Origin of the sequence: Lacibacterium aquatile (assembly GCF_042683105.1) — a bacterium.
In the GTDB taxonomy this organism is placed as follows: Bacteria; Pseudomonadota; Alphaproteobacteria; order Elsterales; family Elsteraceae; genus Lacibacterium; species Lacibacterium aquatile.
The window spans coordinates 303,331-319,722 of the sequence record NZ_JBHUIP010000012.1; the positions used below are offsets into that span (position 1 = coordinate 303,331).

General features: G+C 63.8%; 11 protein-coding genes. 8 read left to right on the forward strand and 3 right to left on the reverse strand.

Annotated elements, in window-relative coordinates:
- The 3 genes from ACFSM5_RS13045 to ACFSM5_RS13055 are packed head-to-tail and all read left to right on the forward strand — an operon-like array spanning window position 1 to window position 4,893.
- Window positions 1–2,619, forward strand: a complete 2,619-nt coding sequence (locus tag ACFSM5_RS13045) for a nitrate reductase (RefSeq protein WP_379876867.1) — start codon at window positions 1–3, stop codon at window positions 2,617–2,619.
- Window positions 2,597–3,922: a siroheme synthase CysG gene (cysG, locus tag ACFSM5_RS13050; protein ID WP_379876868.1), complete on the forward strand. Its 1,326-nt coding sequence runs from the start codon at window positions 2,597–2,599 to the stop codon at window positions 3,920–3,922. The genes ACFSM5_RS13045 and cysG overlap by 23 nt, the downstream gene beginning before the upstream one ends.
- Complete coding sequence (locus ACFSM5_RS13055; RefSeq protein ID WP_379876869.1) at window positions 3,919–4,893, forward strand: glycosyl transferase family protein; 975 nt, start codon at window positions 3,919–3,921, stop codon at window positions 4,891–4,893. The genes cysG and ACFSM5_RS13055 overlap by 4 nt, the downstream gene beginning before the upstream one ends.
- Here ACFSM5_RS13055 and ACFSM5_RS13060 read toward each other — a convergent pair.
- From ACFSM5_RS13060 to ACFSM5_RS13070, 3 genes are all read right to left on the reverse strand, one after another.
- Window positions 4,882–5,829, reverse strand: coding sequence for a phosphotransferase (locus tag ACFSM5_RS13060; RefSeq protein ID WP_379876870.1), 948 nt, complete (start codon window positions 5,827–5,829; stop codon window positions 4,882–4,884). The two genes, ACFSM5_RS13055 and ACFSM5_RS13060, sit on opposite strands and share 12 nt — an antisense overlap.
- Before the next feature lie 116 nt (window positions 5,830–5,945).
- Window positions 5,946–6,674, reverse strand: a complete 729-nt coding sequence (gene hutC, locus ACFSM5_RS13065; protein ID WP_379876871.1) for a histidine utilization repressor — start codon at window positions 6,672–6,674, stop codon at window positions 5,946–5,948.
- A complete protein-coding gene (locus ACFSM5_RS13070; RefSeq protein ID WP_379876872.1) occupies window positions 6,671–8,038 on the reverse strand; it encodes a formimidoylglutamate deiminase in 1,368 nt (455 codons plus the stop codon). Before ACFSM5_RS13070 ends, hutC begins: the two co-directional genes overlap by 4 nt.
- Before the next feature lie 101 nt (window positions 8,039–8,139).
- Here ACFSM5_RS13070 and hutI point away from each other — a divergent pair, with 101 nt between their 5' ends.
- The 5 genes from hutI (at window position 8,140) to ACFSM5_RS13095 (ending at window position 16,351) form a co-directional block, all read left to right on the forward strand.
- On the forward strand, window positions 8,140–9,351 hold the full coding sequence (hutI, locus tag ACFSM5_RS13075; protein WP_379876873.1) for an imidazolonepropionase: 1,212 nt from the start codon (window positions 8,140–8,142) through the stop codon (window positions 9,349–9,351).
- Window positions 9,348–10,883 (forward strand): histidine ammonia-lyase, encoded by a 1,536-nt coding sequence (gene hutH, locus ACFSM5_RS13080; RefSeq protein ID WP_417498522.1) that lies wholly within the window; start codon window positions 9,348–9,350, stop codon window positions 10,881–10,883. Before hutI ends, hutH begins: the two co-directional genes overlap by 4 nt.
- Window positions 10,880–11,680, forward strand: coding sequence for an N-formylglutamate deformylase (gene hutG / locus ACFSM5_RS13085; RefSeq protein WP_379876874.1), 801 nt, complete (start codon window positions 10,880–10,882; stop codon window positions 11,678–11,680). Before hutH ends, hutG begins: the two co-directional genes overlap by 4 nt.
- A gap of 50 nt (window positions 11,681–11,730) precedes the next feature.
- Window positions 11,731–13,395, forward strand: coding sequence for a urocanate hydratase (hutU, locus tag ACFSM5_RS13090; protein WP_379876875.1), 1,665 nt, complete (start codon window positions 11,731–11,733; stop codon window positions 13,393–13,395).
- A 193-nt stretch (window positions 13,396–13,588) separates the two neighbouring features.
- Window positions 13,589–16,351: a calcium-binding protein gene (locus ACFSM5_RS13095; protein ID WP_379876876.1), complete on the forward strand. Its 2,763-nt coding sequence runs from the start codon at window positions 13,589–13,591 to the stop codon at window positions 16,349–16,351.
- Window positions 16,352–16,392: the final 41 nt, after the last annotated feature.

Genomic DNA, 16,392 nt, shown 5'->3' on the forward strand with positions numbered 1-16,392 from the left:
ATGAGCGTGACCCGCACCACCTGCCCCTATTGCGGTGTCGGCTGCGGCGTCACAATTGACCCGTCCGGTCAGGTAACAGGTGACAGAGATCATCCCGCCAACTTCGGTCGCCTCTGCTCCAAGGGGTCAGCGCTGGGCGAGACCCTGGCCCTGCCCAACCGGCTGCTGTCGCCCCGGCTGCACGGCAAAGCCATCGGCTGGGATGCTGCCTTGGACGAGGTTGCCGCCCGCTTTGCCGATGCTATCGCCCAGCATGGTCCCGATAGCGTCGCGATCTATGGTTCAGGGCAACTGCTGACCGAGGATTACTACGTCGCTAACAAGCTGATGAAGGGCTGCATCGGCACCGGCAATATGGACACCAATTCCCGCCTCTGTATGGCCTCGACCGTCGCGGGACAGAAGCGCGCGTTCGGCGGCGATATCGTGCCGGGGCAATATGAGGATCTAGAACAGGCCGACCTCGTGGTGCTGGTCGGATCCAACACCGCCTGGTGCCATCCAGTGCTCTATCAACGGCTGATCGCCGCCAAGCAGAAGCGCGGCACCCGCATCGTCGTGATTGATCCCCGCCGCACCGCGACCACCGAGGATGCGACCCTGCATCTGGCGGTGAAGCCGGGCGGCGATGTCGCCCTCTTCAACGGGCTATTGATCTATCTGATAGATCATTTGCAGACAAATCATCTATTTAACTCATCAGTCACCGGGCTAGCCGCTGCCGAGGAAATGGCCCGCGCGCATCTTAGGACGCTCGAGCGAGACACTGGGTTGAGCCAGGCTGAGCTCTATCTCTTCTATGACTGGTTCGCCCGGACCGAGAAGGTCGTTACGGTCTTCAGCCAGGGCGTCAACCAGTCGAGCGCCGGGACCGACAAGGTCAATGCCATCATCAATGTGCATCTGGCAACGGGCCGTATCGGCCGTCCCGGCATGGGGCCGCTGTCGGCCACCGGCCAGCCCAATGCCATGGGGGGGCGCGAGGTTGGCGGGCTTGCCAATCAACTGGCCGCTCATCTGGATATCGACGGCACAGCCGACCGCGATCTGCTGGCCCGCTTCTGGAAGCTGCCCCGTGTCGCCGACAAGCCGGGCCTCAAGGCGGTCGACTTGTTCACAGCGGCGGCGGACGGAAAAATCCAGGCGCTCTGGATCATGGCGACCAACCCGATGGTCAGCCTGCCCGATGCCGATGTGGTCCGGCGCGCGCTGGAGCGCTGTCCCTTTGTTATCGTCTCCGACATCGTCGCCGATAGCGACACCGCCCGCCGGGCCCATCTGCTGCTCCCGGCGGCGGGCTGGGGAGAGAAGGACGGCACCGTCACCAATTCCGAACGCCGCATTTCCCGCCAGCGCGCTTTCCGGTCACTCCCGGACGGGGTGAAACCCGACTGGTGGGCGATCTGCGAAGTCGGCAAGCGCTTAGGCTTCTCCGAGCAATTCGCCTTCCAAGGCCCCGCCGATATCTTCCGCGAACATGCCGCGCTGTCGGGCTTCGAGAATGATGGGCGACGGGTCTTCGATATCTCCGCCCTCGATGGCATCACGGCTGCCGACTACGAGGGTTTGAAACCCTTCTGCTGGCCCTGGCGCAAAGGAGAGCAGCCGACTGCCCGTTTGTTCGCCGATGGCCGTTTCCCCACCCCGGACGGTAAGGCTCGCATTGTTCCGGTCGCCCCGCGCCCACCGGTCCATACGCCCCGGAAAAAGCGTCCGCTGATCCTGAATACCGCCCGTCTGCGCGATCAATGGCACACGATGACCCGGACCGGCATCGTCGAGCGTCTGGGGCAGCATCGGCCGGTTCCGCAGCTTCACATCCATCCCGATGACGCAGGCGATATCCAGTCAGGACAGTTGGTGGAAGTCACCAGCGATTGGGGCCGCGCCCTGCTGATTGCCGATATCACCGCCGATGGGCGAGCGGGCGAGGTCGCGGCCATGATGCATTGGACGGCGGCTACCGGCAGCGGGGCCGAGATCGGGCCGGTGGTCAATCCCGCCGTCGACCCCGTCTCCGGTCAGCCGGAACTGAAACATACCCCCGTTTCGATCAAGCCGCTGGCCACCCGCTGGCAGGGTCTGCTGATCCTGCGCGATCCTCCGGTCACTCCGCCCAAGGCCGCCGAAACCCTGATCGTCCGCCAGCCGATGGAGGGCGCCTGGGTCTATCGCCTGACAGCATCCCAATATGCCGCCGATCCCTCCACCATTCCCGCGCCCAGCGGGGCAGAGTTCGTCTCCGCCGTCGACCGGACACGCGGCAAGATCCGCTGGGCCGCCATCCGTAACGGCCAGGTCGAAGCCCTGTTCTTCGCTGCGCCAGCCGACCAGAAACTGCCCGATGCGGAGGCGCTGATCGCCCTGCTCGCCCTCAATCCATCCGATCCCGACATGCAGGCATCGCTGCTGGCGGGACGGCTGACACAGACAGCCCCACGCTCGCCCCAGATCTGCATCTGCTTCGGTATCACCCAGGAGCAGATCGAAACTGCCATCGCCGGAGGCTGCCAGACGACCGAAGCCTTGGGCGCCAAACTTCGCTGCGGCACCAACTGCGGCTCCTGCCTGCCCGAACTCAAGGAGATGATCCGCCATGCAGCCATCGTCCATGCTTGAGTATTTCCCGTTATTTCATCAGCTGAAGGGCAAAATCGTCCTGCTGGCAGGCGATGGCCCCGCGGCCAGGGCGAAGACAAAGCTGTTGGAGCGGTCCGGGGCGCGACTCATTAGTTATACTGATGAGTCGCAATTTGCCGATGCTGCCCTGCTGGTCATCGCGCTGGAGGATGAGGATGCCGCCCGCGATCTCGCCAAAAGGGCAAGGGCGGCGGGCCTGCTGGTCAATGCCGTCGACAGGACGGACCTGTGCGACGTCATCTTCCCGGCCATCGTAGATCGCGGCCCCATCACCATTGCCATCGGCACCGGCGGGGCCGCTCCAGCCCTGGCCCGCAACATCCGCGCCCGCATCGAGCGCGCGGTTCCCGCTGGTTTTGGTCGCCTCGCCAGCCTCTGCGGCAGTTTGAGAGCAGAAGTGAAGCGCCGTCTTCCGTCGCTCGAAGCCCGCAAACATTTTTGGGACCGGGTCATCGGTGGCACGCCTGCCGCTTTGATACTGGCAGGTCAGGAGGCGGCAGCGCGGGGGGAGATTGACCGGCTGCTGGCGGGCAAAGCGTCACAGCCGATGGTGCATCTGGTGGGCGCCGGGCCGGGCGATCCCGAATTGCTGACCCTGAAAGCCGCCCGGTTGATCGGGGAAGCCGATGTCATCCTGCATGATCAGCTCTGCGGGACAGCGGTGCTGGATCTTGCCCGCCGGGACGCGCGGCTGATCGATGTGGGCAAACGCTGCGGCCGCCGCTCCATCAGCCAGGAAGAGATCAACGAGCTGCTGCTGGAGGAGGCTCAGAAGGGTGGCAAAGTGGTGCGCCTCAAGACCGGCGATCCTTTCATCTTCGGGCGCGGCGGCGAAGAGATGGCCTATCTCCAGGCCCAGGGTATCGCCGTCGAGGTGGTGCCCGGCATCACCGCTGCCCTGGCCGCCGGATCGCGGTTGCAGGCACCGCTCACCCATCGGGGCATCTCCCGCTCGCTGCATCTGGTGACGGGTCATCTGATGGATGGAAGCGGGCCTGACTGGTCCGATCTCGCCAAGCTGCAAGGGACGGTCGCCGTCTATATGGGGCGCGGTGCCGCAGGCCGGATCGCACGCCAGCTGATCGCCGGGGGCCTCGATCCCGCGACACCGGCCATTGCGGTGGAGAATGCGAGCCTGCCGGGCGAGCGCGCCTGTCATTCGACACTGGCCGAACTGCCTTTCGCGCTTGCGGAAAGCGGCTTTGACGGTCCAACCTTGCTGCTTGTCGGCGCCGCCCTTACGGCTGCGCTTCCCCAAGCAGCCAGTTGCGAGACAGTGTGAGCGACGACGAAAACGCCCCCGGCCTGACCCAGCTTCCCCACGACCGCCACAGCTTTGCCCCCGTCGTGCGCGCCATCGGGCGTGGGCCGGGGCGTGGCCGGTCTCTGACGGAGTCCGAGGCCGATCAGGCCATGACCGCCATCCTGCGGGAGGAAGCGACGCCCGAACAGGTGGGCGCCTTCCTGATGCTGCTGCGCTATCGCGGGGAAACCGCCGATGAACTGGCGGGGTTTGTGCGGGCAGTGCGGCGGGAGAGCGCTCTGCCCTGGCCGGTGACTGTCGATTTCGACTGGCCAAGCTATGCCGATGGCCCCTCGCGCGGGGCGCCCTGGTTCGCCCTATCCGCCAAGCTGGTGAGTCGTGCCGGTATCTCCGTGTTGCTGCATGGATCGCTGGAGGGGCCGGGCCGCACCGCCATCCGCCCCACGCTCGACGGCATCGGCATTCCGGTCGCGGCCTCGGCTGCGGAGGTTGGCTCGCTGACCTGGGTCGAGACCAAGGTTCTGTCACCCGGTCTTGCCCGGCTGCTCAGCCTTCGCGGCTTCCTGGGCCTGCGCTCCCCCGCCAATACAATTGCCCGCCTGCTGGATCCTGCCGGGGCGACAGCGGGCATGGATGGGGTGTTCCATCCGCCCTATATCGCCCTGCACCGCGACGCGGCTGAGAAGCTGGGCCGGACCGGCGTCGGTGTCTTGAAGGGCGGCGGCGGCGAGGCCGAACGGGCGCCCGCCAAGGCCTGCCGCCTCGTCACCGCTCAAGGTGAGACCGACTGGCCCGCGATTATCTCTACCGCCGGGGCCAAGCCCGCGACCCAGGATGCCGTCGGCCTGTGGCACGGGTCCGTCAGCGATCCGGTGGCCGAGGCTATCGTGATCGGCACCGCTGCCCTGGCCCTATTCCTGGCGGGGAAAGCCGATGCGCCAGCCGAGGCCGAGGCCCTGGCGCGCGAGTTGTGGGCCTCACGTCGCTAATCGGCAGATAGCCTCGAACCCCGGATCTTCGACAGCCGCGACGAGAGCAGCCAGACGCGCCAGCCCATATTCAGCACGACCCTCGGGGGTGTCGAGCAGCGGCTCGCCGATCCGCAGGGCCAGATGCAGCGCATCGAGATTGCGTCGCTGCGTTGGCTGCCTGGAATTGCTCAGCATGACCCCGCCATAGAAGAAATGATTGATCAGGCGCGCCAGTTCGAACCGGGCCGTCTCGCCTTCTGACGGCGGGCGGTCAAAGTAGGCGGTCAGCAGCAGGTTCGCACCTTCGGCGTCACGGGCGACGAAACTGCCGATGGCCGCGAGATCGATATAGCGATCCGCCTGGAAGGACGCTGCCCAATCCACCAGCCATAGGCGCTGCCCATCGTGCAGCAGATTACGTGGATTGACGTCATTGTGGCTGGGGACCAGCTGCGGTTCGAGACGCCGGTAGACGGCGGCCACCTGATCGAAAGCAGCCAGGGGCTTTGCGTCAATGACAGGCACGGCCAACGCCCGCACCCCGTCGAGATAATCGATAAGCGGCGGAAAGGCGGGCGCTGCATGCAGGCGTCGCAACAGATCACCCACTTGCCCTAAGGCATGCCGACGCTCCTGCCGCCAGAAACTGCCCGTCGGATCGGGAGTGATGAAGTCGGTGATCGACACGCCGCTCGCGCCGGTGAACAGGACCCTGGGTGAAACTCCGGCCTCGGCGGCGATATGCAGGCAGCGATGCCAGCGGCGCGGATCTGCAATCCCCTCAACCGGCGAATCGAGCCGCAACAGGTAAGACATCCCGGCAATCGATATCCAAAAGACGGGTGCGCCGGACAGGCCACCTGTCAAAAGTTTAATCCGGTCCGGTCCGATTACACTGAAGGCGGTATATAGGGCTTCGCGGACAGGTTCGGTCCAGGTGGCAGGAATATTCATGGAGGGCTCCTTTTCGAGGAGACCTTAATATCACCCGGATAAAAAATGAAAATATTTTTATCCGGGTGATATTACGCGCACTTTATAAATGTCGGCACCCTCGAGGCACAACAAGACTACCGCCCCACTGCCGGGCTGAACCGCGCCACGAGATGGTGCCGCTCGCCGGGGTAGGTCAATACCACATGGGTCACCGGCGCCCCGGCCTGCCAGGTACGGCGGATGACCTTCAGGCAGGCGGCGCCGCGCTTCATCTGCAGCGTATCGGCCAGTGCTGGACCGGCGCTGATCGCATGGATCTGATGTTCGGCGTCCGTCCAGGGGATCTGGGCCAGCAGCCAGGACCCCGGCGGCGTCTTGGAGAAATCGGCATCCCTTGCGGCGGCCACGACAGCCAGATTGATCAGCCGCTCCTCGAACACCAGCGGACGCCCATCGGCATAATGCAGACAGGTCATGACCAGCAGCGGCGTCGCTTCATCGACACCGATGATACCCGCCTGGATATCGTCGGCGAACACCTCGGTCTGGCTCAGAATCTCGAACCGGTAAGAACGCCCCTCGCGCCGGGCTTCGGCTTCGATATCGTGGATTTCAAGGACGGTTTCCTCGGACGTCGGGCTGGCGACAAAACTGCCTGAGCGCCGGCGGCGCACGATCATCCCTGACGAGGCCAGCGCCGACAGCGCCTTGTTCACGGTCATGCGCGAGCAGCCGTAATGCCGCATCAGATCATGTTCCGGCGCGATCCGATGCCCCGGCGGCCATTCACCCGACAGGATGGCGCGCTCCAGATCCTGACGGATCTCGATATAACGCGGCAGAATGTCGGGCAGATCACTCATGCGGACAATACCCGCGCCAGGGTTTTGCGGTAGCGGTCCAGGATCGCGTCACGCTTGGCGTGGCGGCCCTCCGCGACCACGGCCTCGCCGCCCGCGACCACATGTTTCACCATCGCCCGCCCGCCGCAGAAGATCCAGGCATCCAGCGCCCGGTCGCCATCGGCAGCGACAACGTCGGGATGGTCGCCATCCAGCACGATGAAGTCCGCCCGCGCGCCCACGTCCAGCACGCCGAGGTTCTGCCCCATGGCCTGGGCGCCGCCTTCCAGCGCATCATCCACCAGACGGCGGCCGGTCGACTCACCCTCTTTCGAGGTCATGAGGTTGCGGCCGCGTAGACCCAGACGCTGGGAATATTCCAGCATCTTGAGTTCGCCCGCCGCGTCGATCTCGACATTGCTGTCGCTGCCGATGCCATAGATGCCATGGGCGGCGATATAGTCGGTGCCCCGGAAGATGCCGTCGCCGAGGTTTGCCTCGGTCAGGGGGCAGAGGCCCGCCACCGCGCCGCTGGCTGCCATATCGGCAACCTCGTCATCGGTCAGATGGGTGGCATGGACGAGGCACCAGCGCTGATCGACCCGCTGATTGTCGAGCAGCCAGCGCACCGGCCGCTTGCCGGACCAGGCGATGCAGTCGTTCACTTCCTTCATCTGCTCGGCAATATGGATATGCACCGGACCACCCGGCCCGCCACGCACGATCTCCGTCAATGTCTCCGGCGTCACGGCCCGCAGGGAATGCGGCGCCATACCGACGATCGCCCCCTCTTGCCCCTTCGCCAGTTCGCCCGCGCGGGCCACCAGTTGCAGATAGCGGTCGGGCGCATTGATGAAGCGCCGCTGGCCATCGACCGGGGCAAGGCCGCCGAAGCCCGAGTAGTTATAGAAGACCGGCAGCAACGTCACGCCGATACCCACAGTCTTCGCCGCCGCCAGGATGCGCCCCGACATCTCGCCCAGATCGGCAAAGGGCGTGCCGTCGATGGCGTGATGCAGATAATGGAATTCCGCGACCGAGGTGAAACCGCCTTCCAGCATTTCGAGATAGGCGTAGGCCGCGATGGCTTCGAGATCGTCCGGCGTCAGATTGCCGTTGAAGCGATACATGACTTCGCGCCAGGTCCAAAAACTGTCGTTCGCAGGGCCGCGCCGCTCCGCCAGCCCCGCCATGCCGCGCTGAAAGGCATGGCTGTGCAGGTTGGGCATGCCGGGCAAGGCGAAACCGGAAAGCCGTGTCGCGCCTTCTGCCGAGGCATCCGCCTGGAGCGAGGCGATGCGACCGGCATCGGTGGTCAGGCGCACATCGCGCCGCCAACCGCCGGGCAGAAGAGCATGATCGAGGAAGTAGCTGCGCTGGGTCATCGGTTCAATCCGCCGGAATTTATCGCTTCCCTCTCGACAGTAAGCAATGACCCTGGTTATGTATAGACAATTAAATGAGACCCGGGGAGGGGTTTGGGAGCATGCGATTCGACCGACTATGGCGGGGCGCGCGGCTGGCGACATTGGCGCCGGACCAGCCCGGCCTGGGTATCGTCGAGGGGGCAGCCATCGGGGTCAGCCATGGCAAGATCACCTTCGTCGGACCCGAAAAAGATCTGCCCACCGGCTTTGAGGCCGACGAGATTGAAGACCTGCACGGGCGCTGGATCACCCCTGGCCTTGTCGATTGCCACACCCACCTCGTCTATGCCGGTGACCGGGCCGCCGAATTCGAGATGCGGCTGGCGGGCGCGACCTATGAGGAAATTTCCAAGGCTGGCGGCGGCATCGTATCGACCGTCCGTGCCACCCGCGCAGCCAGCGAAACCGATCTGCTGATGGCGAGCTTGCCGCGCCTGGAGCATCTGCTGGCCGAAGGCGCCACGACGGTCGAGATCAAGTCCGGCTATGGGCTGGACCTTGCCACCGAAGCCAAGATGCTGCGCGCCGCACGCCGTCTCGCCGATCAGCATAGTGTGACGATCCGCACCACTTTCCTGGGCGCCCACGCCCTGCCGCCGGAGATGAATGGCGACAAGGACCGCTATATCGACGCCGTGATTGCCATGATCCCGGAATTGGCGCGCGAAGGGCTGGCCGATGCGGTCGATGCTTTTTGCGAAGGCATCGCCTTTTCCGTCGACCAGACCGACCGGGTTTTTCAGGCCGCCACCGCTGCTGGACTGCCGGTAAAGCTGCATGCCGATCAGCTCTCGAACCTGGGCGGCGCGGCACTGGCGGCAAAACATAAGGCCCTGTCCGCCGATCATATCGAATGGACGGACGAGGCGGGTGTCGCGGCGATGGCCAAGGCCGGGACCGTCGCCGTCCTGCTGCCCGGCGCCTTCTATATGCTGCGGGAAACCAAGCTGCCGCCGATCGAGCTTCTGCGGAAGCACAAGGTCCCGATGGCGATTTCGACCGACAGCAATCCCGGCACCTCGCCCCTCACATCGATCCTTCTGACCATGAATATGGCCGCGACCCTCTTCCGCATGACGGTGGAGGAATGCATCGCCGGGGTGACGCGCGAAGGCGCGCGCGCCCTGGGTCTGCAGGACAGCATCGGAACGCTGGAGGTTGGCAAGCGCGCCGATCTGGCGATCTGGGATATCGAGCGTCCGGCCGAACTGGTCTACCGCATCGGGTTCAACCCGCTTTACAGCCGCATCTGGCAGGGAGTGCCGCAATGAGTATCCGCCTTACCCCCGGTTCCGTCCCTCTGTCGGCCTGGCGGGCGATTGCCAATGGCGAGGTTGCGACCCTCGACCCCGCCGCCATGCCCGCGATCAAGGCCAGCGCCGATGCGGTCGGCGCGATCCTGGCCAAGGGCGAGGCCGTCTATGGCATCAACACAGGCTTTGGCAAGCTCGCCAGTGTCCGCATCGCCGACGCCGATCTCGCCACCTTGCAGAAGAATATCGTGCTGTCTCACGCTGCCGGTGTCGGCGCGCCGATGGCCCCCGCGACCGCCAAGCTGATGATGGCCTTGAAGCTCGCCAGCCTTGCCCGCGGCGCCTCTGGCGTACAGGTGGCAACGATCCAACTGCTCGAAGCCATGCTGGCCCGCGATGTGGTGCCGGTGGTGCCTGCGCAAGGGTCGGTCGGCGCCTCGGGCGATCTTGCCCCGCTCTCCCATATGACCACGGTGCTGATCGGTGTCGGTGAAGCCTGGTTCCAGGGCGTCCGCATGCCAGCCGCCGATGCGCTGGCCAAGGCGGGACTGAAGCCGCTGAACCTTGGCCCCAAGGAAGGGCTGGCGCTGCTGAACGGCACCCAGTTCTCCACCGCCCAGGCGCTGGCAGGGCTTTTTGCCATCGAACGGGTGTTCCAGGCCGCGCTTGTGACCGGCGCGCTGTCGACGGAAGCCGCCAAAGGCTCCGACACGCCGTTTGATCCCCGCATCCATGCCTTGCGCGGTCACAAGGGTCAGGCGGAAGTCGCCGATGCCCTGCGTGCGCTGATGGAAGGCTCTGCCATCCGCGCGTCCCATGCCGTGGGCGACGACCGGGTACAGGATCCCTATTGCCTGCGCTGTCAGCCGCAGGTGATGGGCGCGGCGCTGGATGTCATGCGGCAGGCCTCCGTCACGCTCGCCATCGAAGCCAATGGCGTTTCGGACAATCCGCTGATCTTCCCGGAGACGGGCGAAGCGCTGTCGGGCGGGAATTTCCATGCCGAGCCGGTGGCTTTTGCCGCCGATATGCTGGCGATGGCGATCTGCGAGATCGGCTCGCTCAGCGAACGCCGCATCGCCATGCTGGTGGACCCCGCCCTCTCGCGCCTACCTGCCTTCCTGACGCCCAAGCCCGGTCTGAATTCGGGCTTCATGATCCCGCAGGTGACCGCAGCGGCACTGGTGTCGGAGAACAAGCAACGCGCTTTCCCGGCCAGTGTGGATAGCATCCCCACGTCGGCCAATCAGGAAGATCATGTCTCCATGGCAGCCCATGGCGCGCGTCGCCTGTCGGAGATGGCGGATAACGCCGCCCAGGTGATCGGCATCGAATATCTGGCGGCTGCCCAAGGCATCGACTTCCATGCGCCGCTGGCCTCAAGCAAGCCGCTGGAAGCTGCCCGCACGCTGCTGCGCGCCAAGGTTCCGCATCTGGAAGACGACCGCTATTTCGCCCCGGACATGGAAAAATCCCATGCCCTGATCGTCGGCGGCGCAATCGCCCAGACCGTGGGCGCCCTGCCCGGCCTGCAAGGAGATCTGACATGAGCCAGCCCACCTGGCTGGAGATCACACGGGGCGAACTGCCCCTGGTCTTGAGCTTTCCCCATACCGGCACCGGCATTCCCGATGAAGTCCTGCCCGGCATCAAGGACAAGGAACTGGCGCTGCGCGATACCGACTGGTGGGTCGAGCAGCTCTATGGTTTTGCCGCCGGGATGGGCGCGACGATGGTGCGCAGCGGCATCTCGCGCACCGTCATCGACCTCAACCGCGATCCGTCGGGCGCTTCGCTCTATCCGGGCCAAGCAACAACCGGCCTTTGCCCTATCGAGACTTTCGACGGTCTGCCGCTCTATAAGCCGGGGCAGGAGCCAGACGAGATCGAGATCGAGCGGCGCCTCAAGACCTATTACCAGCCCTATCACGATGCGCTGGCCGCCGAGATCGAACGGCTGCGGAAGAAGTTCGGCAAGGTCGTGCTTTACGACTGCCACTCGATCCGCTCGGTGGTGCCGCGCCTGTTCGAGGGGGAATTGCCGGTCTTCAATATTGGCACCAACAGCGGCGCCAGCTGCGATCCGGCCCTGACTGCCGTGGTCGAAAATGCTTGCGACGCCAGCCGCTTCAACCGCACCACCAACGGCCGCTTCAAGGGCGGCTGGATCACCCGCCACTACGGTCAGCCCGCCACCGGCGTGCATGCCGTGCAAATGGAACTCTCCCATCGCGGCTATATGGACGAGATCGAAAGCTCGACGCCCAAGCCGTTCGACCCCGCCCGGGCAGCCGAGATGCAATCGGCGCTGACCCGCATTTTCTCCGACATCTTAGCATGGATTTAACCGCCTCAAGTAGCCCGAAGGGCGGTAGGCAAATACAAAGGGACAAGCCCATGAGCCGTATCGACAATGCCCGTGTGATCCGCGCCCCCCAGGGGACCGAACTCAATGCCAAGAGCTGGCTGACCGAGGCCGCGCTGCGCATGCTGATGAACAACCTGGACCCCGATGTCGCTGAAAAGCCGGGCGAGCTGGTGGTCTATGGCGGCATCGGCCGCGCAGCCCGCGACTGGGCTGCCTTCGACCGCATCGTCGCGACCCTGAAGACGCTGGGCGATGACGAGACGCTGCTGGTGCAGTCGGGCAAGCCGGTTGGTGTCTTCCGGACCCATGCCGACGCGCCGCGTGTCCTGATCGCGAACTCCAACCTCGTCCCCCATTGGGCGACCTGGGATCACTTCAACGAACTGGACCGCAAGGGCCTGGCCATGTACGGCCAGATGACCGCCGGTTCCTGGATCTATATCGGCAGCCAGGGCATCGTCCAGGGCACCTATGAGACCTTTGTCGAGATGGGCCGCCGTCACTATGGCGGCAGCCTCGCGGGCAAATGGATCCTGACCGCAGGCCTCGGCGGCATGGGCGGTGCACAGACGCTGGCCGGCACCATGGCGGGCGCTTCCTGCCTTGCCATCGAGTGCAAGCCGTCGAGCATCGAGATGCGCCTGCGCACCGGCTATGTAGACGTCCAGGCCAAGGACCTCGATGACGCGCTGGCGATCATCAACAAGTCCTGCGCCGACAAGAAGCCGGTGTCCGTCGCGCTGCTTGGCAATGCGGCCGAAATCCTGCCGGAACTGGTGCGGCGCGGCGTGCGCCCGGACATCGTGACCGACCAGACCTCGGCCCATGATCCGGTCAACGGCTATCTGCCCATGGGCTGGACCCTCGACCAGTGGGAGAAGGCCCGCGCCAACGATCCCGCATCGGTGACCAAGGCTGCCAAGGCTTCGATGGCAGTCCATGTCAAGGCGATGCTGAACTTCCATAAGGCAGGCGTCCCGACCGTCGACTATGGCAACAACATCCGCCAGATGGCGCTGGAAGAAGGCGTCGAGAATGCCTTCGACTTCCCCGGCTTCGTCCCGGCCTATATCCGTCCGCTGTTCTGCCGCGGTGTCGGCCCGTTCCGCTGGGCAGCCCTGTCGGGCGACCCGGAAGACATCTACAAGACCGACGCCAAGGTCAAGGAACTGCTGCCGGACAATAAGCACCTGCACAATTGGCTGGACATGGCCAAGGAACGCATCAAGTTCCAGGGCCTGCCCGCCCGTATCTGCTGGGTCGGCCTTGGTGACCGCCATCGCCTGGCCCTGGCTTTCAACGAGATGGTCGCCAAGGGTGAACTCAAAGCCCCGATCGTCATCGGCCGCGATCACCTCGACAGCGGCTCGGTCGCCAGCCCCAATCGCGAAACCGAAGCCATGAAAGACGGATCGGACGCCGTGTCAGACTGGCCGCTGCTCAATGCCCTGCTGAATACCGCTTCGGGCGCGACCTGGGTCAGCCTGCACCATGGCGGCGGCGTCGGCATGGGCTTCAGCCAGCATTCCGGCATGGTCATCGTCGCCGATGGCACTCCGGCGGCGGCCAAGCGTCTGGAGCGTGTGCTGTGGAACGATCCGGCGACCGGTGTTATGCGTCACGCGGATGCCGGATATGAAGAAGCCATCGATTGGGCCAAGAAACAGGGACTAAATCTTCCCAGCCTCACCTGAAAAAATATCAATAGAATCAACATTGAGGCCCAGGAATTTCCTGGGCCTTTCTTTTTGTTAACCATTCATAAATCAATGATTCTTCCATTTCGAATATCAGAAAATATGAATCCTTAACAATTAGATGGATGACAAGGGTTAATGAATCGTGAATAAATATGCACACGTTATACCTTTTTAACAGGAAGACATGATGGCTAAGATCGTTTTGGGGACCTGGGATTTGGAGACCGTCGGTTTTCAGGAGGAGCTCCTGCAGACCTCCCAGACCGCGACCAAAGTTCAATACACGGTGATGACCGAGCGCGGATTGGCCGTGCTGACCGGCACCGGCACCGGCATGACCTACAATATGGCGGGCGAGCCGACGGCAGGCACTCTGTCGACGATCACCCTGACGATCGGCGGCAAAGCCGCCGTGACCATGACCGACCTGGCGATCCCTGCAATGGGCTGGATGACACTGTTCGAGTCAGGCACTCCCAATGACAGCGGCCTACGTTACTTCAACTTCGGCAGTTCTACTGTCCCGACGAACGGCAACGACACCTTCACAGGCTATATCGGCAAAGACCGCGCCTATCTGTATGACGGGAATGATTTCGCCCAGTTAGCTGCCGGGGACGATTATGCCGAAGGCGGCAGCGGCAACGACACGATCTACGGCGGCGCTGGCCTTGACACGATCACCGGCGGGGACGGTGATGACGTGCTGTATGGCGAGGCGGGCCACGACTCCATCTTTGGTAGTTCGGGCAATGACCTCATCTACGGCGGCGATGGCGACGAGAATCTAGACGGGAGTACTGGCAATGACACCCTCTGGGGTGATGCGGGCCGGGACAGCCTCGGCGGGGCGGACGGGAACGATCTCCTCTATGGCGGCGACGGAAACGACGATCTGAACGGAGGTATCGGAAACGATGTCCTGCGGGGAAATGCCGGCGATGACCGAATCGTGGGTGAAGATGGCGACGACATCATCACCGGTAGCCTGGGGAACGACTTCATCTTCGGCGGGACCGGCCATGACAAGATTCTGGGTGACGACGTAGTGTCGAGCACAATCGGCGGCAATGATTCTATTCTTGCCGGCGACGGGAATGATTGGGTGAATGGCGGCGGCGGCGCTGATTATATTCAAGGCGATGCCGATAATGACACGCTGCTCGGCGGTTATGGCGACGATATACTCGATGGCGGCATGGGCAAGGATAGCCTGCTTGGCGAGGCTGGGGTCGATCTCATCAACGGCGGCGACGGTGAGGACAGCCTCTATGGCGGCGCCGACGATGACAGGCTGGATGGCGGCTCGGAAGATGATTTTCTGGACGGCGGCATCGGCAATGATTATGCGGGGGGGGGCGATGGCAATGACCTGCTCTCCGGCGGCGACGGCGATGACAGACTGGAGGGCGATGCCGGTCTCGACACTTTGCGCGGCGGCAAGGGCAACGACCTCATCTTTGGCGGCACCGGTAATGACCTCCTCTACGGTGAGGACGGCAATGATTTGATGTCTGGCGGCACAGATAACGACACCATTTACGGCGGCCTCGGTAACGACTCGCTCCAAGGCGACGACGGCAACGACAAACTTTATGGCGAAGACGGCAACGACACCCTCAATGGCGGTAATGGCGACGATCTGCTCACCGGCGCGGCGGGGGATGACCGCCTCTATGGCCAGACCGGCAACAACACGCTGATCGGCAGCACGGGCAACGATTATCTGCACGCCCAGGGCGCCTCGATCCTGCGCGGAGACACCGGCAACGACACGCTGGTTGCGGTTGGCGGTGCGGCGAATGACACCCTGATCGGCGGCCAGAATGACGATCTGATCTCAGGTGCTGTCGGCAACGATCAGATCTGGGGCGACGATACGGTTGCAGGCTCGACCATCGGCGGCGCCGACCTGATCTATGCGGGTGACGGCGACGATATCGTCAACGCGGGCTGGGGCAATGACAAGGTCTCCGCCGGTAACGGTGCCGACACCGTCCTTGGTGACGCTGGCAACGACAGCCTCTATGGCCACGCAGGAATGGATGTTCTGAGCGGTGGCGAGGGCGATAATTACATCGCAGGCGGCACCGAAAACGACAGCGTTGTGGGCGGTAACGGCAACGACAAGATGTATGGCGAGGACGGAAACGATGCCCTGATGGGTGAGGCCGGTAACGACACCCTCTCTGGCGGCAACGGTGACGACACAATCGATGGCGGCATCGGCAACGATATCGTCAATGCCGGCGACGGCGTCGATTCAGTGCTGGGTGGCAGCGGCCTCGACAGTCTCTTTGGTTTTGCCGGTAACGATACAATCGACGGCGGCACCGATAATGATTATATCGACGGCGGGGATGGCAATGATGCCCTGCGCGGTGGCACCGGAGACGAAACCATATCGGGCGGTAACGGCGCTGACGGTCTCTCGGGACAAGCGGGCGACGACAGGTTGTACGGCGGTGCCGACGATGACGTCCTGTTCGGCGGAACCGGGGTCGATAGAATGTGGGGCGGCGACGGTAACGACACCATATATGGCTTTGATTTAGCCGGGGGAAATGCAGCACTCTCCGGCGAAAAACTCTACGGCGAAGCGGGCAACGACATCCTCGTTTTCGGTAACTCCGGCACCCAGATGTGGGGCGGCACCGGCAACGACACCTTCTTCTTCGGTAGGATCGATATCGGCGTGACCAAGTCCGCAAACTTCATCCGCGACTTTCAGGCCGGGGATAAGATCGACCTCCTGTCCATTGATGCCAACCGCACCATGGCCGGTAGCCAATGGTTCACCTTTGTCGGCGATGCTCTCGCAGATCAGGCAGGCGAGGTTTCCTTCAAGAGCGGCGTGCTGACCGGGAATATGGGTGACGGCTATAGCTTCTCCGTCACCATGGACGGTGTCACCACTTTGACGGCGGCCGACCTGATCCTGACAGAGTAAACTGCAGGACCGTGTTCTGACCGAGGATGACAAGGGCCACT

Bases quoted from the DNA above. Each gene is read 5' to 3' on its own strand.
- ACFSM5_RS13045 (WP_379876867.1), top strand. From the start codon at position 1: ATGAGCGTGACCCGCACCACCTGCCCCTATTGCGGTGTCGGCTGCGGC.
- cysG (WP_379876868.1), top strand. From the start codon at position 2,597: ATGCAGCCATCGTCCATGCTTGAGTATTTCCCGTTATTTCATCAGCTG.
- ACFSM5_RS13060 (WP_379876870.1), bottom strand. From the start codon at position 5,829: ATGAATATTCCTGCCACCTGGACCGAACCTGTCCGCGAAGCCCTATAT.
- hutC (WP_379876871.1), bottom strand. From the start codon at position 6,674: ATGAGTGATCTGCCCGACATTCTGCCGCGTTATATCGAGATCCGTCAG.
- ACFSM5_RS13070 (WP_379876872.1), bottom strand. From the start codon at position 8,038: ATGACCCAGCGCAGCTACTTCCTCGATCATGCTCTTCTGCCCGGCGGT.
- hutI (WP_379876873.1), top strand. From the start codon at position 8,140: ATGCGATTCGACCGACTATGGCGGGGCGCGCGGCTGGCGACATTGGCG.
- hutH (WP_417498522.1), top strand. From the start codon at position 9,348: ATGAGTATCCGCCTTACCCCCGGTTCCGTCCCTCTGTCGGCCTGGCGG.
- hutG (WP_379876874.1), top strand. From the start codon at position 10,880: ATGAGCCAGCCCACCTGGCTGGAGATCACACGGGGCGAACTGCCCCTG.
- hutU (WP_379876875.1), top strand. From the start codon at position 11,731: ATGAGCCGTATCGACAATGCCCGTGTGATCCGCGCCCCCCAGGGGACC.
- ACFSM5_RS13095 (WP_379876876.1), top strand. From the start codon at position 13,589: ATGGCTAAGATCGTTTTGGGGACCTGGGATTTGGAGACCGTCGGTTTT.